Genomic DNA, 19,439 nt, shown 5'->3' on the forward strand with positions numbered 1-19,439 from the left:
GACACATCACTCATCGGCTTTCTCAATCAAATGCTGATATTTGGCGTCATAGTCGGCTTTTTGCATGCGGTAGATTTCAAACACGCACAGCTCATCACAGCCGTTATCACAGCATTCGTAGTCTTCTGGTGGCTCTGGCGGCGGGGGAATTTGGGTAATGTCGGTCATGATGGTCTTATGATTTGGGATAAATTGGATATGGTTGTCGGTTGGGGTAATTAAAAAACATAACAAATTCAATGGCTTACAAAATACTTAGGCTGGGCTTAGCTCGCCAAGCCCACACAAGCTGTATGACTTTATCAATTCGGTGGGTGTAAATCAGCACGAACGGACAGTTTTGTGCATTTTTTGTAGCAATGACTTGTATTTATTTTGGCATTTATTATAATTGAATTGGTCAAAAATTACACGCTTTTGCTGAGCAATAGGACAATATGATGAACGCACTCAAAAAATCACTGATGGTCGCCGCTTTGAGCGCAAGCACCGTCGTCGCCGTGACGGGCTGTTCTAGCACTACCGATGCAGGTGCGGTGGGCGCTGACCGCAAACAGCTCATGCTTGTTTCTAGCGATCAAGTGATGCAGCTGTCCAGTCAGGCATATCAGCAGACCATCGCCCAAGCTCGGGCGCAAGGCAAACTTGACACCAACAGAGCCCAAGTCGCTCGCCTAAAATCCATCGCCAACAACCTGATTCCGCACACGGCTGTCTATCGCCCTGATGCGACAAGTTGGAACTGGCAAGTACACGCCATCACCGCCAACGACATCAATGCCTATGTCATGCCTGGTGGCAAAATCGTCTTTTATAGTGGCATCATCGAACGCCTAAAACTCACCGATGCCGAGATTGCCGCCATCATGGGGCACGAGATGGCACACGCCCTGCGTGAGCACAGCCGTGAAAAAATGAGCCGCAGCGTGGCAACTTCTGGCGTGCTTTCCATCGCCACCGCCGCACTAGGCTTATCATCAGGTCAGCAGGAATTGGCAGGCATCGCCAGTCAATTAGGTCTAAACCTACCACACTCACGCACCCAAGAAGCCGAAGCGGACAGAATCGGGCTTGAACTCATGGCTCGCGCTGGCTACGACCCAAATGCCGCCATCACGCTTTGGCAAAAAATGCAAGCAGCAGGCGGTGGCAGCGCCCCTCAGTTTTTAAGCACTCACCCAAGCAGCAGTAGCCGCATCGCCGCCATGCAAGCGCTTATCCCAACAGTCATGCCGCTGTACCAAGCCTCAAATAAGCGCTAAGCTGGGTTTGAAAAGTTTTAGGAAATGCGATGAACACACCCACCGCCGACGCCATCATGACAGCCATGCAAAGCTTGGATCCTACGCATTTGTCGTTGGACAATGAAAGCCATAAACACGCAGGTTATTTTGAAGGTAAAGAAAGCCATTTTAAACTGGTGGTCGTAAGCCAAGCTTTCACCACCAAAAGACTGGTGGCACGCCATCAGATGATCTACGCCTTGGCGCAGCCTTTGATGACGGCAAATGGCGGTACGGTTCATGCGCTCGCCATTCATGCCTACACGCCTGATGAGTGGGCGGCACAGTCACAAGCGCCAGACAGCCCAAACTGCGCCGGTCAAAACAAAGCCTAGCCTGATAGGAGCGACCGCCAAACATGATGGTCATCATGCGAGCAGTCGTCATGGCTCAGCCCTGATTCGACTCTGATTTGATTAGCCATTTTTATCGTTTCTTCTTATTATTTTTATCGTTTCTTCTTTATTATTGTTTTATTGATTTTATCATTATTGATGATTTTATAATGAACAATTTTACAATCATTTTTTTCCTCAACCACACAGAGATACTCATGAAAAAAATCCTTTCTCTTGGTGCAATTTTTGCTCTTACCCTGACAGGCTGTGCCACCACAGGCAACATCACCCCACAGTACATCAACCCAAACGACTACGCCACTTATGACTGCTCATTTTTGCAAAGTGAAGTGGCGCGCATCACCAAGCTTGCCGAAAAGACCCAAAACGAGCAGACACCTTTGTCAGCGACAGGCATTGGCATTGGCATCGCAGGTGGTCGTCATGGCATCTATCCAAATATCAGCTTTGGCGTGGGCTCTGGCAGCTCAGCCCGTGCCAACCGCACCAACAAGCTGGCTCGCCTCTACGGAGAGCATGATGCGATGATCATCGCCGCTCGCCAAAAAGGCTGTGCTTTCGCCCAAAATGTCAGCATCTATGGCGAAAAATAACACAAAAAATTTTGACAACTGCGTCAAAATCCCCCAAAATAAGCCGTCTTTTGATGGCTTATTTTTTTTATTTTTTGTATTGAGCTTACAATGTTCATTTTTCCAGCTTGGATAAACACCCTAAAACAGCAGCCCAAACTCATCACCAACGACCTAAGCGCAGGCTTGATGATGGCGGTATTGGTCATTCCTCAAAGCCTAGGCTATGCAGCACTGGCAGGTCTGCCGCCCATCATGGGGCTGTACGCCTCCATCGTGCCGACTTTGGTGTATGCCTACATCGGATCTAGCAGCGTGAGCGCCTTAGGTCCTGTGGCGGTGACCGCCATCATGACCGCCAGCGCCTTATCCGACTATGCCACAGGCAGCATTCAGTACATCTCACTGTCCATTACGCTTGCGCTCATGGTCGGGGTGATTTTGTGCTTATCCAGCGTACTAAGGCTTGGCTGGATCATGCAGTTTGTCAGTCGGGGGGTGTCCAGCGGCTTTGTCAGCGCAGCAGCTGTGATGATCATCATCTCTCAGCTCAAAAATCTCATCGGCGCACCCATCACTGGTGGCAGTCTCACCGACATCATCAAAAACCTCTCTCACGGCGGCTTTTATATCCACACAAGCACCGCCATGCTCGGGCTTGGCGCTTTTGCCATCTTACTTGCAAATCGCTACATCAAGTCTTTGTGGTCGTGGCTGCCCAAGTCGAGTGCCGATTTTGCCAAGCGTCTGGTCGTCATCGTCATCACGGTCATCGCCATCATCTTGGCAAATCATCTTAATTGGCAAGCGCTTGGCATTCGTCTGCTCGAACCTTTGCCCACAGGGTTTCCAAGCCTAAGCCTGCACCTGCCCTCCATCAGCACGATCATCGCCATGCTACCATCGGCACTGCTCATCGCACTCATCGCTTTTATTTCAAGCTCAGCCGTGGCGAGCAACTATGCACGCACCCATAAAGAGCCGTTTGACAACAACAAAGAGCTTTTAGGCTTAGGCTTTGCCAACATCGCCAGCAGCATGTCTGGCAGCTTTGCGGTCACAGGCGGTATCTCTCGCACCAGCCTAAACATCGGACTTGGCGCAAAGACCCCTTTTGCATCCGTGGTGTGTGCACTGGGCATTTTACTCATCTTGCTGTTTTTTGGTCAGTATTTGACAGGCCTGCCCTATGCGGTGCTATCCGCCATCATCGTCATCTCAGCGGTGCAGATGGTGGATACCGACACCCTAAAAAGCGCCATCAAACACGATACTGCCGATGCATGGTGCTGGGGCATCAGCTTTGCCGTGGCGATCGGCTTTGGGCTTAATGTCGGTCTGATCGCTGGCATCTTAGCAAGCTTTGCACTCATGGTGTACCGCTCACACCGTGTGAACATCGCCACCATCGGACAGATTGGCGACAGTGGTCACTTTCGTGACATCACCCGCCACAAGGCGACCACTTTTGACAGCCTACTCATGCTGCGTATCGATGAGAGCCTGTATTTTGGCAACGCCACGACCATCCACGACACCCTGCGTCGTCGCTACTATGAACACCCAAATGCTCGTGAAATCATTCTCATCATGACGGCCGTCAACCACCTTGATCTTACCGCCCAAGAAATGCTCATCGATTTCAACCAAGAAGTCAAATCCCAAGGCAAGCGTCTGCACCTGACCGAAGTCAAAGGACCCATCATGGACATCTTAAAAGACGGCGAACTGCTCAACCAGCTGACAGGCGAAGTGTTTTTAAGCACCAAGCAAGCGGTGGATAAGCTCAAATATCAAGGTGGCGACTGGTGTGGTCTGTGATGGGCATGGCGGATTGCTTGGCATAAATTATTCCTAATTTTGAAAATTTTTTAAAATTTTTCATATTTTGGAATATGCTTATGTAGATGTCGTGGGTTGGGTTGAGCAAAGCGAAACCAAACAAATTCAATAACTTACGCTAAAAATGGTGGGCATCGCCCATCCTACACGACTGTGATGGGTATGGTGAAATGCTTGGCAAAACTTATTCCTATTTGTGCAAATTTTTTAAATTTTTTCATATTTTGGAATATGCTTATGCAGCAATCAGCATTGAAGTGCCGATAAAATTTCGCTAAGATAATGGGACAAAATCAACTTGTCCCATTATTTTTTTACGATCAAAATTAGGAAAAATCATGAATACAAACGCCATCACACTCTACAAACAAATCTACCCACACCAATGCCAAACCCTATCAAATCTAGGCTTTAAAAGCCTGATTAACCTGCGTTTTGATGACGAATGCGACAACCAGCCCACCGCAGACGCCATCAACCAAAGCGCCAGCAAAACAGGACTTGAATATCGCCACCTGCCTGTTGATGGCGACAGTCTGCACCTAGATGTGGTAGAAAAATTCGCCAAACTGCTGCGTGAATTACCAAGCCCTGTGATGGTGTTTTGCGGTACAGGCAATCGTGCCAAACGCCTATATCAAAGTGCGGTGGTTAGCGGTTTGATTTGATGATAAAATATCAACCATGGATTAATCATGTTAAAAGACAGCAAGCCAACATCACAGCAAGGTGGTTTTGGTAGATGGAGAATTTAAGGTAGATTTTAAGGCGTGATGATATGGGTAAATTTTTTGGAGATTAGTATCTACTCTGGGTGCTGTTTTGGGTCGGTCAAGGTATAACGAATGCAAAATAAGCCACTATCAACATAGTGGCTTATTTTTTATCAACATTGGTTACAATGCAACTTTTAATATTTTTGCGCAGTGCCATTTTTCCTTTGATTAGCATGATAGGTTGTCCATAGACCATCAATATGCTCAAATAAATCATCAGAAATTGGCTGATGCATCGCGTCTAGGATAAAATCTACGCCTTCACGCCGAGCAAGTTTGGCGGCTGGTACAAAATCAGCATCGCCAGCGATAAGGACAATGCGACTGGCTTGCATCTTTAAGCTGACAGTGGCGATATCTACGCCAATTCGCATGTCTACACCTTTTTGTGTAACATTGAGAGAAAAGTCGTCGTCCTTGAGTGTCTGCCATTGTTTCTTGCCTTTTAAAAGTGCTTTTTGAACTTCTGGCTTTAATTTCCAATCGCTACCATAGTCCGCCAAGCGTCCGAGCCGCAGAGCGAATTTGCGTTTTTTAATCAGCTCTTTATGTAGCTCTTTGCGAAAAATCGCTTCATCTGATTTGGATAAATCTAAGGCTTTACCGCTGACGGGTCGATGCATTTTCTTTTCAAGGGGTGGGCAATCATAAAAGAAAACACGATATAAATCGTCTGTTTCTTTGCTTTGGTTACGTAGTTTTAGGTGTTCCAATGCCATGCCCATGGCAATATCCGCCATCTTTTTGGCGTTGTAGTGGTCAGCATCGGATAGATAATGGCGTAAGCGTTTAACAAAAAACGCACCGTCAATAAATACAGCAGTCGTCATCTTTTTTTTCCCAAAAAATAAAAAAGCCCAAAGGCTTGGCACTTTGAATATGTACATCAAAGGCGTACTGCTAAGGGCTAGATGTCTGTTATTATAGAGGCATCTATATTTTTTGTCAAGCTTGTAACACACAATCTACTATTGAGAATCAAAGTCTATTATCAAATAAAAATTGGTTACAATGCAACTTCTTAACCTGGACTCAGACCCAGGTCGTTATCGACATCTCTTGAACGCTCAATATCCGCCCAAGCTTTGTTTCTTTCTTGTAGGTTTTGCTCTGGAGTAGGTACATAAACTTTATCTAAACCTTCTCGATACAATCCTAGCTGGTAATTAACCGCCGCCAATTTGTCGTTGATGTGCTGTTTGATGTTTGATATACCATTTAACAAATCATTTACTCGCTCTGCGTCTGTCCCAAAAAAGTACCGAGACACCTCTCTAACAGCATCTGTGGTGTTATTAACGGGCATTTTTGCAGGCGAGCTGGCATCAAAACGGCACTTCACTTTCCCAATTCATCCACACGCCGTGCGTTGGGTGTTTTAGGCGCAGCTTATGGGCGTGCAAATTTAGCCGTGGAGCAAGCTGCAGTGCCACGCCTTCGGCATAAATCGGATCGCCAATCATCACATGACCGATATGCACCATATGCACTCGCAGCTGATGACTGCGCCCTGTAATGGGTTTTAGGGCGACACGAGTGACAGGGTGTGATTTGCCCGCATGATCGCACCTAAGCTCATGGTGTAGCACTTCATAATGCGTCAAGGCTCGCTTATTCCAATCCATATCCACGATGTGTCGTGGCTTGGTGGCAGGTTCATAACGCACAGGCACATCAATCACGCCTTTTTTGTCGTCAAGAGCGATCGTCCCTACCACCACCGCCTGATATTCTTTGGACGGAATGCGTTCAATGAACTGCTTAGAAATGTGCGTCTGAGCGTGTTCATTTTTGGCAAAAATAATCAAACCCGATGTGTCCATATCCAACCGATGAATGAGCTTGATGTTTGGATATACTTTTAATAGCCGAGATTGTAGGCTCACCTTAAGTGTGCGTCCATCAACGCTAAGCAGTCCTGCTGGCTTATCGCCCACCCAAATGTCATCGTCTTCATAGACGGTGATGGCTTTGATGAATTGCTCAAAAAATGCAGAATCTCTCGCCAATTCTTCGGCGTTCATTTGTGCAATTTTGTCTTCAGACAGGCGGTCGTGACGGCTGGTTTGATTCATAGGATTTTTAAAAGTGAAATGTTTGGTGTAATTAATCTGGATTATTGACAAATTTAATGGCATAAAATCTGTCTTTTTGACAAAATTTTGCTATTATAGCACATCTGACTTGGCATTTTTCACGCTCATTGCTTAGGATTTGTCGGCACGCCCCGAGCGGTGTCACTTGCCTGATGCATCAGCCGTGGCGAGAGTAAGCCAAGCTTCATTTACCTTGGCATTTTTGAGAATATTCCTTGTCAATCTCACCCAATCATCTTGAAAAATCATCCGCCAAGTCCCATAATTTAAAACACACAAACCAACCAAAAGGCAGAAAATTATGTCACTAATCAACACCACCGACGCAACCTTTGAACAAGATGTCCTACAATCTGATAAGCCTGTGCTTGTGGACTTTTGGGCAGCTTGGTGCGGTCCTTGCAAAGCCATCGCTCCAACCCTAGAAGAGCTGGCGGCAGACTATGAAGGTCGTGCCAACATCGTCAAAATAAATGTCGATGACAACCCTGAGACCGCTGCACGCTTTGGCATTCGTAGCATTCCGACGCTGTTTGTCTTTAAAAATGGCGAAAAAGTGGACACCATCGTCGGCAGCCGTCCGAAGTCAGAATTTGCCGAGCTTTTGGACAAGCACCTATAAGATTTGCTTGTTTACAAAAAAAGACTTGTTTTTTGCAAGTCTTTTTGTTTTTTGCTTGATTTTACACCCAAAAACTCGTATCATTACGCACCGTTGCATCCTTTGTTCAATTCGCAACACATCTTTTCCAAATTCTTTTCCACAATCTGTCTGCGCAAGTCGCCGATAGCTTTCTCATGACCAATCTTTGCAAGACCTATCCATGAATCTGACCGAACTCAAAAGAAAGTCCGTTGCCGAGCTACTTTATATCGCCGAGCAAATGGGGCTTGAAAACATGGCACGCAGCCGCAAGCAAGACATCATTTTCGCCATCTTAAAAACGCACGCACGCAATGGCGAACCCATTTATGGCGATGGCGTTTTAGAAATCCTGCCTGACGGCTTTGGTTTTTTGCGTTCATCGGAAGGTTCGTATTTGGCAGGTCCTGACGACATCTATGTCAGCCCAAGCCAAATCCGCCGTTTTAACCTACAAACTGGCGACTCCATCGCAGGGCAAATCCGCCCACCCAAAGAACAAGAGCGATATTTTGCCCTGTTAAAGGTCAGCGAAATCAACTTTGACACGCCAGACCGCTCACGCCATAAGCTGATTTTTGAAAACCTAACACCACTTTTCCCAACCCAGCAGCTTATCCTAGAACAAGGTAACGGCACGACCGAAGACTTGACGGGGCGTGTGATTGACCTTATCGCACCGATTGGTAAGGGTCAGCGCTCCATCATCGTCGCTCCTCCAAAAGCAGGTAAAACCGTCCTACTACAAAACATCGCCCAAGCCATCGCCAAAAACCACCCTGAATGCCATCTGATCGTTCTACTTATTGACGAACGCCCAGAAGAAGTGACCGAAATGCAGCGTACGGTGCGTGGCGAAGTGGTGGCATCCACCTTTGATGAACCGCCGCAGCGCCACATTCAAGTCGCCGAGATGGTCATCGAAAAAGCCAAACGCCTTGTGGAGCATAAACAAGATGTGGTGATTTTGCTAGACAGCATCACCCGCCTTGCCCGTGCGTACAACACTGTGATTCCATCAAGCGGTAAAGTTTTGACAGGCGGTGTCGATGCCAATGCACTTGAGCGTCCAAAACGCTTTTTTGGTGCGGCACGAAATGTCGAAGAAGGTGGCAGCCTGACCATCATCTCAACCGCCCTGATTGACACAGGCTCGAAGATGGACAGCGTGATTTTTGAAGAATTTAAAGGCACAGGCAACCAAGAAATCACCTTAGAGCGAGACCTTGCCGAGCGCCGTATTTTCCCTGCGATCAACATCAAAAAATCATCCACTCGCCGTGAAGAGCGCCTGCTCGATGAAGAGACTTTAAGAAGAGTGTGGGTACTTCGTAAACTGCTACAACCGATGGATGATTCACAAGCGACCGAATTTTTGCTTGACCGCCTAAAAGACTCAAAAACCAACGACGAGTTTTTTAGCAACATGACCAAAAAAGCGACCAACTAAGCCATTTGGAACCAAGTGCAAACTTGCAAATCATCGCCATGTGTGATAGCATGGGATGGTTTGCTGATAAAGATTTTGAGCATTAAGCCAAGCAAACCATGCATCAACGGGTATTAAATAAGTATTAAAATCGCTCTTTTGAGTGCGATTAGCAAGTCAAAAGCCGAATCAGCGTCATGCTGAATAAAAAGACAAAATTCTGAAATATTTTGTTACAATTTTTTATTAAAATTTGATAAATTTACCTTTTCATTTAGCAAATTTTAGGTATAATGCGCTTGCAGTAAAGTATGATAAGGATTTTGTCTAAAGGTAGGGCAACAAATGCACTTGCCTAGATTTTCTAATTCTGACATACGATTGCTAACCTACTATCCTATGGAGATTTACCATGAAAACTAAACTAGTTCTATCTGCTCTTATCGCTTCTGTAGCACTAACTGCTTGCTCAAAGCCAGAAGAAAAAGCTGCTGACGCTGCTGCAAACGCTAACGCTGCTGCTGTTGAAGCTAAACAAGAAGCTGCTACTGCTCCTGCTGACGCTGCTGCTCAAGAAGCTGCTGCTACTGCTGAAGCCGCTGCTGCTACTGCTGAAACTGCTGCTGCAAACGCACAAGCTACTACTGGCGCTACTGCTGAAGCCGCTGCTGATGCTGCACAAAACGCAGAAGCTGCTGCTGAAGAAGCTGCTGATGCTGCTAAAGACGCTGCTGCTGGTGCAAACACTGCAACTGCTACTGCGACCGCACCTGCTGCTGACGCTACCACTACTACCACTACTACTGTTGTTACTGAAGAGAAAAAATAATCTCTACTCAGACAATAGTACCTTTGGTACAAAAAAGAGCTCTTATTTGGGCTCTTTTTTTTGTTGGTGGTTTAGACTTTGCTTACAAAGCTTATAAATTGCAAAATCCAGCAGATTTAAATGACGCCTGACAGTGAGCAGGCTTGCTCTGTAGACATTTAAAAAGCGCCTTATCTTAAAGGCGCTTTTTATTATTGATTTGGCTGACCGTCATCATCGACAGACTCGATGATTTCCCCCTCGATGATCTCACCACCTGTCTGCTCAGCATTCGCAGGTGCAGCCTCACCTTCGATGGGCTCTAGCACCACAGGGTCTTGGGTGGTGGCAGCATCATTGATGGCGGTATTTGGGTCGGCAGGCTCTGCTGACATCGGCACAGTCTCAGGCTCAGTGATTGTAGGCTCAGCAGGCGCCTCTTTCTTTGAGCAGGCAGCTGTCATGACAGCAAATGCCATCAGTAGGTATAAAGGCTTTTTCATCATTTCATCCATTGGGATATGTTGTTATTACATAGTATAGCACAAAACACCAGAAAAAATAGACAGATTTTCATCTGTCTATTTTGATTGCATTTAGCTGATTTTGCCGTGGCACTGCTTGTATTTCAGCCCTGAGCCACAAGGGCATGGCGCATTGCGATTGATGTTCTGTGGAATCACCACCTCATCATCTGCCCTACGCTCAACTTGTCCAGCACTTGCGGCAGCACCCAAGGTCAGGCTGATGTTCTGACTTGGTACCGAACGACGCTCTGCTTGCGCCTCCATTTCTGCCAAATCATGATGTTCAAATTGCATGCGCATGGATTCCACTTGACGGCGACGCTCCTCTTCAAGCGCTGCAAGCTCCTCTGGCGTCGGCACATGCACTCGTGCCAAGTCCTGTACGATGTCGGACTTGACGGCGCCAAGCATGGACACAAACAGCTCAAACGACTCACGCTTATATTCCTGCTCAGGGTTTTTCTGTGCATAGCTGCGCAAATGGATGCCCTTTCTTAGCTGATCCATCTGGGTCAGATGCTCTTTCCAGTGGCGATCAAGGCTTTGTAGCATGAAATGACGCTCAAGCGATGCGGCACTTTCCTCACCCATCTGTGCCCGTCTGTCTTCATAGCGCGCGATGGCAGTATCAATGATCTTGGCACGCAAGCCCTCCTCGTCCAGACGGCGGTCGGCATCTAGCCAGTCGTTGATCGGCATATAAAAACGGAACGCCTCTTCAATCTCATCTTCAAGACCATCAATATTCCACTGATCATCTACCGATCCAGGCGGTACAAACTGACTGATCAGCACATTATACACCTCATGGTGCATTTGCTTGATTGATTCTTGCAAATCAGCCTGCCCCAAAAGATCATCACGCTGAGCATAGATGACCTTACGCTGGTCGTTCGCCACATCGTCATATTTGAGCAGGTTTTTGCGTGCGTCAAAATCTCGAGCCTCGACCTTGCCTTGGGCGTTTTCAATAGAGCGAGAGACCATCTTATGCTCAATCGCCTCATCTTCTTTAAGCCCCATCGCACGGAACATGTTCGTCACACGGTCGCCTGCAAAGATGCGCATCAGATCATCTTCCAAAGATAAGAAAAATCTCGATTGCCCTGGGTCGCCTTGTCGCCCTGCTCGCCCACGCAGCTGGTTGTCAATACGGCGAGACTCATGGCGCTCTGAGCCGATGATGTGCAAGCCACCCGCCTGCTTGACCGCCTCGTTACGAGCTTGCCACTCAGCTTGCAAGGCTGCCTTTTGTTCTTCTGTCAATTCATGCAGATTTTCCACTTGGGCTTGCCAATTACCTCCCAAAATGATGTCCGTACCACGACCTGCCATGTTGGTGGCGATGGTGACTGCCTTTGGGCGACCTGCCTGAGCGATGATCTCGGCTTCTCGTTCGTGCTGTTTGGCGTTTAGCACATTGTGGCTGATGCCTTCTTGGTCAAGCAAATACGACAGCTCCTCACTCGCCTCAATCGTCGCCGTACCGACAAGCACAGGCGCACCTTTGGCGGTGATTTGTTTGATTTCACGGATGATGCCTTGATATTTGCCCAATTTGGTCAAGAAAATCTGGTCATCCATGTCAATACGAGCGATCGGACGGTGCGTTGGAATGATGACCACTTCAAGCTCATAAGTGGATTTAAATTCTGCCGCCTCAGTGTCAGCCGTACCTGTCATGCCAGACAGCTTGTCATACAGACGGAAATAGTTTTGGAAAGTGGTGGTCGCCATCGTTTGGTTTTCAGCTTGGATTTCCACACCTTCTTTTGCCTCGACCGCTTGGTGCAGACCTTCCGACCAGCGGCGACCCGGCATGGTACGCCCTGTGTTTTCATCAACGATAACCACCTCGCCATCTTGAACGATGTAATGAATGTTTTTGACAAAAATATGATGCGCACGAATCGCCGCTTGCACATGGGCAAGTAGTGGCAGACGAGCTGGACTGTACAGGCTTTCGTTTTCGCCAAGCTGTCCCACCTCTACCAAAAATCCTTCAATTTTCTCGTAGCCTTTCTCGCTGATTTCAATGGCGCGGTTTTTCTCATCAATCCAAAAATCACCATCTTTATTGTCTTTATTCAGCTCTTCATCTTCTGAGCGAGTCAGGCGTGGCACGATGTTATTGATCAGCGCATACAGCTCGGCTGAGTCCTCAGCTTGCCCCGAGATGATGAGTGGCGTACGAGCCTCGTCAATCAAAATACTGTCAATCTCGTCAATGATGCAGTAGTTGAGCGGACGCTGTTTTTTCTCCGACAGGCTAAAGACCATGTTGTCTCGCAGATAGTCAAAGCCGTACTCGTTATTCGTGCCATAAGTGATGTCGGCACGATACGCCTCAAACTTCTCTTGTGGGGGCTGTTGGCTATAAATCACGCCCACCGTCAGCCCCAAAAAGCCAAACAACGGACGGTTGAGCTCAGCATCACGCCCTGCCAGATAGTCATTGACTGTAACGACATGCACACCCTTACCACTGATGGCATTCAGATAGATGGCAAGGGTCGCCATGAGCGTCTTACCCTCGCCTGTTTTCATCTCGGCAATCTTGCCCTCGTGTAGGGTCATACCGCCAATGAGCTGAACATCATAATGTCTCATGCCATTGACACGAATGGACGCCTCACGACACACCGCAAAGGCCTCAGGCAAAATACTGTCCAAGCTCTCGCCCTGCTCGTAGCGGTTTTTAAACTCAAAGGTTTTTTGACGCAGTTCTTCATCGGTCAGCGTCTGAATGGTCGGCTCGTAGGCGTTGATTTTCGCCACGACCTTACGCATACGCTTGAGTTCTCGTTCGTTTTTTGTGCCAATGACACTGCCGATAATTTTACTTAACATGGTTGTTCCCAAATTGCCGACTGGCAAAGATTTTTGATAATTTAGGTTAAATGGTTGTGAATTGGGAAAAATCAAGGGATTTTGTGGGGATTTTTACCAAAAAAGGTTTGCATTGTTCGTAACTGAATTCTTGATGATGTCATATAAAACCTAATTGCGTCTTCATTGGGGGATTTTTGTAAAAATTATTGGAAATCATTGAATTGTCTATGTATTTTTTACTGTCCGTCCAATAATATTCGCCGTGTAAAAGCATAAAAAATCCCAAATGCAAAACGCTTAATGCTGCAATCATCGTTGCTATTTTAAAATGGCGTTTTGTAATGTTTTTAACTCTTATCAACAGCAGTAAAGTTAAGGGGGCATAAATCAAAAACACCGCACCAATATTGATGAGCAAATTTTTAACAAACACATACTCTGCCAAACTTTCAACCACCAAAACCCACGGCTTGATAAGATAAAATATTGCAAAGTCACAATATACATCTATTTTTGAAACGGACAATACTGTTGTGATTGAAAATAATAACGACAAAAGTAGCTTTTTAAATAGCAACATCACTTAAAATTATGATTGAATTGGTGCACCATATACCCTGACACACCAATTCGGTTAATGATTATTTAAGTTCAGCAAACGCCTTATCTGCACAGTCAATCGTCTTATCCAAATCTTCATAAGTGTGAGCGGACGACATAAATGACGCCTCAAACGCAGATGGGGCAAGATATACGCCTTGTTTGAGCATGGCATGGAAAAACTGGTTGAAGCGTGCGGTGTCAGCATTTGCCACATCGCCAAAATTCCTCGGCAAAGTCTCGCTAAAGAACAAACCAAACATACCGCCCACAAAGCACGCACTAAAAGCAATGCCGTGTTTTTGGGCTTTTTCGGTCAAGCCATTCACCAAATATTCGGTTTTGTCAGTTAATTCTTTGTAAAAATCAGGCTTGGTTAATTCTTCGAACATCGCCTTACCCGCTCGCATGGCTAGGGGGTTGCCAGAGAGTGTCCCTGCTTGGTACACACCGCCCAAAGGAGCGATACATTCCATAATCTCACGCTTACCGCCAAATGCTCCCACGGGCAAGCCCGCCCCAATAATCTTACCAAAAGTCGTCAAATCAGGCGTAATGCCAAAATGCTCGCTCGCCCCTTTTAGCCCAACACGAAAGCCCGTCATCACTTCATCAAAAATCAGCACCGTGCCGTATCGGGTGCAAAGCTCTCGTAGCGTGGCGTGAAATTCCTGTGTCGGAATAATCATATTCATATTGCCTGCAATCGGCTCAACAATCACGCAGGCAAGCTCGCTCCCAAACTTTTCAAAAGCCGACTTCAACGCCCCCACATCATTATAAGGTAAAGTCAGCGTATGCTTAGCAAAATCAGCAGGCACGCCCTTACTTGTTGGCTCGCCAATGTCCAGCATGCCAGAGCCAGCCTTGACAAGCAGGCTGTCAGAATGACCGTGATAACAGCCTTCAAATTTGACGATTTTATCTCGCCCTGTGTAGCCACGAGCCAGACGAATGGCACTCATTGTCGCCTCTGTGCCACTTGACACCATACGAATGAGTTCAATGTGTGGGAGCAAATCGCAAATCAAATCCGCCATTGTCGTCTCAAAGGGTGTGGGCGCACCAAAAGACAAGCCGTCATCAGCCGCTAATTTTACGGCATCAATGACCTTATCGTGAGCGTGTCCCAAAATCATCGGTCCCCACGAGCCGACATAGTCAATGTAGGGGCGGTTTTCGGTATCATAAATGTACGCACCTTTGGCACGGCTCACGAACACAGGCGTACCGCCCACCCCTGCAAAGGCACGCACGGGCGAGTTTACACCCCCAGGGATATGGCGTTTGGCTTTTTCAAATAAGACTTGGTCGGCGGTTAGGGTTGTCATTTTTAAATCTCTATAATAAAGTAATTAAATTTTGGCTATCAAAGCCTTTGATAACAATAGGGCTAATTTTGGCATCCAATGACACAAAACTGGCATTATGTAATTTTGCCAATGCCAATAAATAAACATCGGTTAATTGTTTATTGCCTTGAATGTGTTGCCAATTTATCAAATCATTATTGCTTAAATCAATATCCGACAAGATAAATTGGTGATTGGTGTTATTAATCAATCCCGTCAAAACTTTTTGAATTTCTTGGATTTTAAATGGATTACTATAAGTGGGTGTGGATAAAATGCGAATACAGCCCATTTGTGTTGTGGCACAACTTAACCAAATATTATTAGGATTTTCAGCAAAATCCAAAAACCATTCTTTGACAATATGATGATTTTTATGTCCACTATCTAATAAAATAATTAGAAAGTTGACATCCAATAAGGCTTTCATACTCCTTCTTGCTCTCGTATTTGGTTAATTAATTCATTCGTTCCCATTGTGCCACGAGCAGGCAATACTTCAAAAGGCAATTTTCTCTCATTACCTTTTTTAATATCGCTTGTTTCTATTTTCTTTTTAAAAGACAGATGGCTTGCCAATAGCTCACTTACATAAAAACTGCGTTTTTTTTCTGGCACAAGACTAAAAAACTCTTGGGCAAGTTTGTCGTCAATTTCAATGGTTAATTGCATTACTCTCTCCCAATTTAAATGATTTAAATCACGCCTTTTTCACCACACTAGACTTCAACTTCATCGCCCCAAAGCCGTCAATCTTGCAATCAATATCATGGTCGTCTGGTGCGTCATAAATCAGGCGAATGGATTTGGCTTTTGTGCCGACTTTGATGGTCGTGCTTGAGCCTTTGACCTTCAAATCCTTAATCACGGTAACGCTGTCGCCATCTGACAGCACATTACCCACCGCATCTTTGATGACAGGCACATCGTCTGCCATCTCGTCTGCCGTCCATTCGTGGCTACACATGGGGCAAATGAGCAAATCGCCATCGGCATAAGTGTAGCTTTCATCGCATTTTGGGCAGTTTGGTAAGGTCATAATCATTCCTAAGTGCAGTCAAATCGTTAAAAATACAGCTAAAATTTTTTGCCTAGTATAACAGATTTTGGCGATTTTTTGTTGCTACAAAATGTTAATCTTGGCTTGAAAATGCTACAATGGCAACCATAAATTCATTGTTTTTCTTAATTTTGGGCATATCGCCATGACAGACATCACTTTTTATCAATTAAAACTGACAGGCAAAGACGCCGCCAAATTTTTACAAGGTCAATTAACCGTCAATGTGGATAAATTGTCCGACACCTTCACGCCTTGTGCCATCAGCGATTTGAAGGGGCGTGTGCAATTTGGCTTGTGGGTCGCTCGCACGGCTGATGATGCTTTTACACTCATCACTTCTGCCGATTGTATGAATGACTTGACCACTCACATCAAAAAATACGGAGCATTTTCAAAATTTGGCACCAGCGAACCTGGTGTCATTTATCCTGCCATCCAAGATGATTTGCCAACTTTTAGTGAGCAAGCAGACGAATCAGACTTTGCAAACTGGGCAAAATTAAGCATTGAATCTGGCAATTATTGGATAACAAAAGCCACGCAAGGACTGTTTCAGCCCCAAGAGCTACGCCTGCATCAGCGAGGGGGCGTGGATTATGACAAGGGGTGCTATTTGGGGCAAGAAATCATCGCTCGCCTATGGTTTAAGGCAAGCCCAAAAGCCTATCTGCACCGTGTTTTACTGGATAAGGCAGTGCAAGCTGGCGACAAATTGGACAAAATCCAAATCGTCAATGGCATCATGACTGCCGATGGGTTTGACGCTTTGGTCATCGGCTCGCCAGACCAAGTCACCCAAGCAGGGCAAATCCTACGCCTACCCCAAGCACTGACAGGCGATGTGGCTCGTGGCTAATCCCAAGCCAAAAAGCGTAACCGTCATGGGTGCTGGCGTAACGGGCGTTGCCAGTGCGTGGTATCTGTCACAAGCAGGTTTTGAAGTGACCGTCATTGACCGCCAAAGTCTGCCTGCGATGGAGACCAGCTTTGCCAATGGCGGGCAGATTTCGGTATGCCACGCAACCCCTTGGGCAAATCCTGCCACACCCAAAAAAGCCTTGGCGTGGCTTGCCAAGCCTGACGCACCCTTATTGTATCGGCTCAATGCCAATGCCGAACAATGGCGGTTTATTTGGCGGTTTTTAAGAGAATGCACCGCCAAGCGTGCCGATGACAATCTTAAACAAATGGTCAATCTGGGGCTGTATTCTCGAGCGACTTTTAAGGCTTTGATGGACGAGCTGCCGATGAATTTTGAGCAGCGTTTGCAAGGAATCATGCACTTTTATACCAGTCCTGATGAATATCAAGCCGCCGTCGCCCCCACCCAGCGTATGCAAACGCTTGGCTGTCATCGCACACTCATCACGCCTGCCACAGCACGCACGATAGAGCCTGCATTGTCGGTGCTGGGCGATGCTTTGGTTGGGGCGACGCATACAGATGCTGATTTTTCTGCCAATGCCCATTTATTCACCAACGAACTTGCCAAACACTGCCAAGAACATGGCGTTCGCTTTGTCTATGACACGCACATTGACCGCATTGGCTTTGATGGCACGCACATCACGCATTTAGAACTTAGCAAAAACAACCACTCATTCACACACACAAGCGAGCATTATGTCGTCTGTCTGGCAAGTTTTGGCAAAAGATTGCTTGATCCTTTGGGCGTGCATTTGCCCATTTTCCCTGCCAAAGGCTACTCGGCGACTTATGCCGTGCGTGATGGCAAACGAGTGCCACAAGTCAGCCTGATTGATGATGAATACAAGCTGGTCATGAGCCGATTTAGCAGTGAAAAGCGAGATGTCCTGCGAGTGGCAGGGACAGCAGAATTTAACGGCTATAACACACAACTTGACCAGACTCGCTGTCAGGCGATCACACACCGAGTGCAGACGCTGTTTGGCGATGCTTTGGATTATGACGAGCCAAACTACTGGACAGGACTTCGCCCCATGACGCCGTCCAATGTACCACTCATTGGGCGAGCGTATCTGGGCAAGATTTGGCACGGTCAGACCGCCACGCCCAACCGTAAATTTGACAATTTATGGCTCAATACAGGGCATGGCACGCTGGGACTGACCCATTCGTGTGGTTCGGCAAAGGCATTATCCTTGCTCATGGCAGGGCAGACACCGCCCATTGATTTTGCGTTTATTGGTGCTTAAATTGTGTTTATGGGCTTGTATTACACTCACCAAATTGATAAAGTCATGTAGTCGTGCAGGGTGGGCAAAGCCTGCCGTTTTTATTTCAACTTATTGAATTTGTTGGGTTTTCTCAAGCTCCAGCCCACCCTACGCCACTCTTTTATACTTCCAATAAAAAATTGATTGGACCGTCATTGACTGCCGTTACCGCCATACTCGCCCCAAATTCGCCTGTCGCCACATCATCATGCACCGATTTGGCATAATTCACCAATTTGTCAAACAAAATGCGTGCGTCAGATGGGGGCATGGCAGGGGCAAAGTCAGGGCGGCGACCCTTGTCGGTTTTTGCCATCAGGGTAAATTGCGACACCAATAGCAGTCCGCCATCAACATCAGACACCGATTTGTCCATTTTGCCAAGTTTGTCTGCATCGGTGGTGTTTTCAAAAATACGGTAAGTCAGAATTTTGTCAATCAACTTGCACGCCTTGTCAAAATCATCATCTTTACCAATGCCAATATAGGCAAGCACGCCTGACTGGATTTGCCCGATGATTTGACCGTCCACAGCGACATGGGCGGACTTGACTCGTTGGATTAGAGCTTTCATGGATTTCCTTTTGTGCTGGCAATGCCAATGCACACTTAGTTAGACCTTAGATTTGCAATACTTCATTTATTGATAAGTCAAATAACAAGACTCATCGCCATCTAGCCAGAGGATGAAGCAGTAAGCCACACTTCATCATCACCATAATAAAACTCATTATTGATAAAAATCTGACACGCCACGCCCGTGCCTTGTGCGTTATTGCCGAGCTTGACGGTGATCTTGGTGTCATTGACATAAAAATCATGAGCTGCGCCAAATATCGCCCGAGAGCTGAACGGATTTTTAAAGGTCAGCAGTTTTTTAAAGGAAAAAACCAACCCTTGATAAAAATACACTCGCTCGCCATTGATAAAAATCGCCTCTTTCGTTCCCCCAAAGACACTCCATGCATTATCCACCTTGATGTCAATGCCCTCATAACTGGTATGCCATGTTTTTTTGAACATTTTTTAGCCTTTCTTTTTAAATACACCGCCATTTTA

The 19,439-nt window shown here is 46.4% G+C and carries 23 protein-coding genes; 10 read left to right on the top strand and 13 right to left on the bottom strand.

Features of this window, described 5'->3' with window-relative positions:
- Positions 1 to 6: 6 nt before the first annotated feature.
- Entirely contained in the window at positions 7 to 168 is a 162-nt protein-coding gene (locus LU290_RS09190) for an oxidoreductase-like domain-containing protein (RefSeq protein WP_277808287.1), read from the bottom strand.
- Positions 169 to 437: 269 nt separating this feature from the next.
- On the opposite strand from LU290_RS09190, the gene LU290_RS09195 reads away from it, so the two are divergent.
- The 5 genes from LU290_RS09195 to LU290_RS09215 all read left to right on the top strand — a co-directional run bounded on the left by LU290_RS09195 (position 438) and on the right by LU290_RS09215 (position 4,724).
- On the top strand, positions 438 to 1,262 hold the full coding sequence (locus tag LU290_RS09195) for a M48 family metallopeptidase (protein WP_277808288.1): 825 nt from the start codon (positions 438 to 440) through the stop codon (positions 1,260 to 1,262).
- A gap of 29 nt (positions 1,263 to 1,291) precedes the next feature.
- A complete protein-coding gene (locus LU290_RS09200; protein WP_277808289.1) occupies positions 1,292 to 1,618 on the top strand; it encodes a BolA family protein in 327 nt (108 codons plus the stop codon).
- 218 nt (positions 1,619 to 1,836) lie between these two features.
- Positions 1,837 to 2,235 carry a hypothetical protein gene (locus tag LU290_RS09205; RefSeq protein ID WP_277808290.1) on the top strand — a complete coding sequence of 133 codons (399 nt, stop codon included), beginning with the start codon at positions 1,837 to 1,839 and terminating at the stop codon, positions 2,233 to 2,235.
- Positions 2,236 to 2,325: 90 nt separating this feature from the next.
- Positions 2,326 to 4,035, top strand: coding sequence for a SulP family inorganic anion transporter (locus LU290_RS09210; RefSeq protein ID WP_277808291.1), 1,710 nt, complete (start codon positions 2,326 to 2,328; stop codon positions 4,033 to 4,035).
- 359 nt (positions 4,036 to 4,394) lie between these two features.
- Positions 4,395 to 4,724 (top strand): protein tyrosine phosphatase family protein, encoded by a 330-nt coding sequence (locus LU290_RS09215; RefSeq protein WP_277808292.1) that lies wholly within the window; start codon positions 4,395 to 4,397, stop codon positions 4,722 to 4,724.
- A gap of 242 nt (positions 4,725 to 4,966) precedes the next feature.
- Here the strand turns inward: LU290_RS09215 and LU290_RS09220 are convergent, their stop codons facing one another.
- From LU290_RS09220 to LU290_RS09230, 3 genes are all read right to left on the bottom strand, one after another.
- Entirely contained in the window at positions 4,967 to 5,662 is a 696-nt protein-coding gene (locus tag LU290_RS09220; protein WP_277808293.1) for an NYN domain-containing protein, read from the bottom strand.
- 191 nt (positions 5,663 to 5,853) lie between these two features.
- Positions 5,854 to 6,138, bottom strand: a complete 285-nt coding sequence (locus LU290_RS09225) for a hypothetical protein (protein WP_277808294.1) — start codon at positions 6,136 to 6,138, stop codon at positions 5,854 to 5,856.
- 19 nt (positions 6,139 to 6,157) lie between these two features.
- Positions 6,158 to 6,907, bottom strand: a complete 750-nt coding sequence (locus tag LU290_RS09230; RefSeq protein WP_277808295.1) for an RluA family pseudouridine synthase — start codon at positions 6,905 to 6,907, stop codon at positions 6,158 to 6,160.
- 322 nt (positions 6,908 to 7,229) lie between these two features.
- Between LU290_RS09230 and trxA the strand changes: the two genes are divergently transcribed.
- The 3 genes from trxA (at position 7,230) to LU290_RS09245 (ending at position 9,829) form a co-directional block, all read left to right on the top strand.
- Positions 7,230 to 7,550, top strand: coding sequence for a thioredoxin (gene trxA / locus LU290_RS09235; protein WP_277808296.1), 321 nt, complete (start codon positions 7,230 to 7,232; stop codon positions 7,548 to 7,550).
- Between the two features lie 202 nt (positions 7,551 to 7,752).
- Positions 7,753 to 9,021 (top strand): transcription termination factor Rho, encoded by a 1,269-nt coding sequence (gene rho / locus LU290_RS09240; protein WP_277808297.1) that lies wholly within the window; start codon positions 7,753 to 7,755, stop codon positions 9,019 to 9,021.
- Positions 9,022 to 9,412: 391 nt separating this feature from the next.
- The gene (locus LU290_RS09245) at positions 9,413 to 9,829 is read left to right on the top strand and encodes a hypothetical protein (RefSeq protein ID WP_277808298.1); all 417 of its coding nucleotides are present in this window, start codon (positions 9,413 to 9,415) and stop codon (positions 9,827 to 9,829) included.
- A gap of 191 nt (positions 9,830 to 10,020) precedes the next feature.
- Here LU290_RS09245 and LU290_RS09250 read toward each other — a convergent pair whose 3' ends face one another.
- The 7 genes from LU290_RS09250 to LU290_RS09280 all read right to left on the bottom strand — a co-directional run bounded on the left by LU290_RS09250 (position 10,021) and on the right by LU290_RS09280 (position 16,158).
- The gene (locus LU290_RS09250; RefSeq protein WP_277808299.1) at positions 10,021 to 10,311 is read right to left on the bottom strand and encodes a hypothetical protein; all 291 of its coding nucleotides are present in this window, start codon (positions 10,309 to 10,311) and stop codon (positions 10,021 to 10,023) included.
- A gap of 93 nt (positions 10,312 to 10,404) precedes the next feature.
- Positions 10,405 to 13,185: a preprotein translocase subunit SecA gene (gene secA, locus LU290_RS09255; RefSeq protein ID WP_277808300.1), complete on the bottom strand. Its 2,781-nt coding sequence runs from the start codon at positions 13,183 to 13,185 to the stop codon at positions 10,405 to 10,407.
- 139 nt (positions 13,186 to 13,324) lie between these two features.
- Positions 13,325 to 13,723 (bottom strand): hypothetical protein, encoded by a 399-nt coding sequence (locus LU290_RS09260; RefSeq protein ID WP_277808301.1) that lies wholly within the window; start codon positions 13,721 to 13,723, stop codon positions 13,325 to 13,327.
- An 85-nt stretch (positions 13,724 to 13,808) separates the two neighbouring features.
- A complete protein-coding gene (gene hemL, locus LU290_RS09265) occupies positions 13,809 to 15,098 on the bottom strand; it encodes a glutamate-1-semialdehyde 2,1-aminomutase (protein WP_277808302.1) in 1,290 nt (429 codons plus the stop codon).
- 10 nt (positions 15,099 to 15,108) lie between these two features.
- Positions 15,109 to 15,549, bottom strand: a complete 441-nt coding sequence (locus LU290_RS09270) for a PIN domain-containing protein (protein WP_277808303.1) — start codon at positions 15,547 to 15,549, stop codon at positions 15,109 to 15,111.
- The gene (locus tag LU290_RS09275; RefSeq protein WP_277808304.1) at positions 15,546 to 15,791 is read right to left on the bottom strand and encodes a hypothetical protein; all 246 of its coding nucleotides are present in this window, start codon (positions 15,789 to 15,791) and stop codon (positions 15,546 to 15,548) included. The genes LU290_RS09270 and LU290_RS09275 overlap by 4 nt, the downstream gene beginning before the upstream one ends.
- A gap of 28 nt (positions 15,792 to 15,819) precedes the next feature.
- On the bottom strand, positions 15,820 to 16,158 hold the full coding sequence (locus LU290_RS09280) for a zinc ribbon domain-containing protein YjdM (RefSeq protein WP_277808305.1): 339 nt from the start codon (positions 16,156 to 16,158) through the stop codon (positions 15,820 to 15,822).
- A gap of 166 nt (positions 16,159 to 16,324) precedes the next feature.
- On the opposite strand from LU290_RS09280, the gene ygfZ reads away from it, so the two are divergent.
- The gene (gene ygfZ, locus LU290_RS09285) at positions 16,325 to 17,038 is read left to right on the top strand and encodes a CAF17-like 4Fe-4S cluster assembly/insertion protein YgfZ (RefSeq protein ID WP_277808306.1); all 714 of its coding nucleotides are present in this window, start codon (positions 16,325 to 16,327) and stop codon (positions 17,036 to 17,038) included.
- Positions 17,022 to 18,359, top strand: a complete 1,338-nt coding sequence (locus tag LU290_RS09290; RefSeq protein ID WP_277808307.1) for a D-amino acid dehydrogenase — start codon at positions 17,022 to 17,024, stop codon at positions 18,357 to 18,359. The genes ygfZ and LU290_RS09290 overlap by 17 nt, the downstream gene beginning before the upstream one ends.
- Positions 18,360 to 18,501: 142 nt before the next feature.
- Here the strand turns inward: LU290_RS09290 and dtd are convergent, their stop codons facing one another.
- Both dtd and LU290_RS09300 read right to left on the bottom strand, forming a co-directional pair.
- On the bottom strand, positions 18,502 to 18,954 hold the full coding sequence (gene dtd / locus LU290_RS09295) for a D-aminoacyl-tRNA deacylase (RefSeq protein ID WP_277808308.1): 453 nt from the start codon (positions 18,952 to 18,954) through the stop codon (positions 18,502 to 18,504).
- Positions 18,955 to 19,055: 101 nt separating this feature from the next.
- Positions 19,056 to 19,403: a hypothetical protein gene (locus tag LU290_RS09300; protein WP_277808309.1), complete on the bottom strand. Its 348-nt coding sequence runs from the start codon at positions 19,401 to 19,403 to the stop codon at positions 19,056 to 19,058.
- Positions 19,404 to 19,439: the final 36 nt, after the last annotated feature.

The sequence above is a fragment of the Moraxella nasibovis genome (assembly GCF_029581575.1).
Classification (GTDB): Bacteria; Pseudomonadota; Gammaproteobacteria; order Pseudomonadales; family Moraxellaceae; genus Moraxella; species Moraxella nasibovis.

What these genes read in the sequence shown, in the direction of transcription:
- dtd (WP_277808308.1), bottom strand. Translation starts at nt 18,954, where the DNA reads ATGAAAGCTCTAATCCAACGAGTCAAGTCCGCCCATGTCGCTGTGGAC.
- LU290_RS09300 (WP_277808309.1), bottom strand. Translation starts at nt 19,403, where the DNA reads ATGTTCAAAAAAACATGGCATACCAGTTATGAGGGCATTGACATCAAG.
- LU290_RS09195 (WP_277808288.1), top strand. Translation starts at nt 438, where the DNA reads ATGATGAACGCACTCAAAAAATCACTGATGGTCGCCGCTTTGAGCGCA.
- LU290_RS09220 (WP_277808293.1), bottom strand. Translation starts at nt 5,662, where the DNA reads ATGACGACTGCTGTATTTATTGACGGTGCGTTTTTTGTTAAACGCTTA.
- rho (WP_277808297.1), top strand. Translation starts at nt 7,753, where the DNA reads ATGAATCTGACCGAACTCAAAAGAAAGTCCGTTGCCGAGCTACTTTAT.
- LU290_RS09245 (WP_277808298.1), top strand. Translation starts at nt 9,413, where the DNA reads ATGAAAACTAAACTAGTTCTATCTGCTCTTATCGCTTCTGTAGCACTA.
- trxA (WP_277808296.1), top strand. Translation starts at nt 7,230, where the DNA reads ATGTCACTAATCAACACCACCGACGCAACCTTTGAACAAGATGTCCTA.
- LU290_RS09250 (WP_277808299.1), bottom strand. Translation starts at nt 10,311, where the DNA reads ATGAAAAAGCCTTTATACCTACTGATGGCATTTGCTGTCATGACAGCT.
- LU290_RS09270 (WP_277808303.1), bottom strand. Translation starts at nt 15,549, where the DNA reads ATGAAAGCCTTATTGGATGTCAACTTTCTAATTATTTTATTAGATAGT.
- LU290_RS09200 (WP_277808289.1), top strand. Translation starts at nt 1,292, where the DNA reads ATGAACACACCCACCGCCGACGCCATCATGACAGCCATGCAAAGCTTG.
- LU290_RS09225 (WP_277808294.1), bottom strand. Translation starts at nt 6,138, where the DNA reads ATGCCCGTTAATAACACCACAGATGCTGTTAGAGAGGTGTCTCGGTAC.
- LU290_RS09230 (WP_277808295.1), bottom strand. Translation starts at nt 6,907, where the DNA reads ATGAATCAAACCAGCCGTCACGACCGCCTGTCTGAAGACAAAATTGCA.
- hemL (WP_277808302.1), bottom strand. Translation starts at nt 15,098, where the DNA reads ATGACAACCCTAACCGCCGACCAAGTCTTATTTGAAAAAGCCAAACGC.
- LU290_RS09290 (WP_277808307.1), top strand. Translation starts at nt 17,022, where the DNA reads ATGTGGCTCGTGGCTAATCCCAAGCCAAAAAGCGTAACCGTCATGGGT.
- LU290_RS09275 (WP_277808304.1), bottom strand. Translation starts at nt 15,791, where the DNA reads ATGCAATTAACCATTGAAATTGACGACAAACTTGCCCAAGAGTTTTTT.
- LU290_RS09215 (WP_277808292.1), top strand. Translation starts at nt 4,395, where the DNA reads ATGAATACAAACGCCATCACACTCTACAAACAAATCTACCCACACCAA.
- ygfZ (WP_277808306.1), top strand. Translation starts at nt 16,325, where the DNA reads ATGACAGACATCACTTTTTATCAATTAAAACTGACAGGCAAAGACGCC.
- secA (WP_277808300.1), bottom strand. Translation starts at nt 13,185, where the DNA reads ATGTTAAGTAAAATTATCGGCAGTGTCATTGGCACAAAAAACGAACGA.
- LU290_RS09205 (WP_277808290.1), top strand. Translation starts at nt 1,837, where the DNA reads ATGAAAAAAATCCTTTCTCTTGGTGCAATTTTTGCTCTTACCCTGACA.
- LU290_RS09210 (WP_277808291.1), top strand. Translation starts at nt 2,326, where the DNA reads ATGTTCATTTTTCCAGCTTGGATAAACACCCTAAAACAGCAGCCCAAA.
- LU290_RS09190 (WP_277808287.1), bottom strand. Translation starts at nt 168, where the DNA reads ATGACCGACATTACCCAAATTCCCCCGCCGCCAGAGCCACCAGAAGAC.
- LU290_RS09280 (WP_277808305.1), bottom strand. Translation starts at nt 16,158, where the DNA reads ATGACCTTACCAAACTGCCCAAAATGCGATGAAAGCTACACTTATGCC.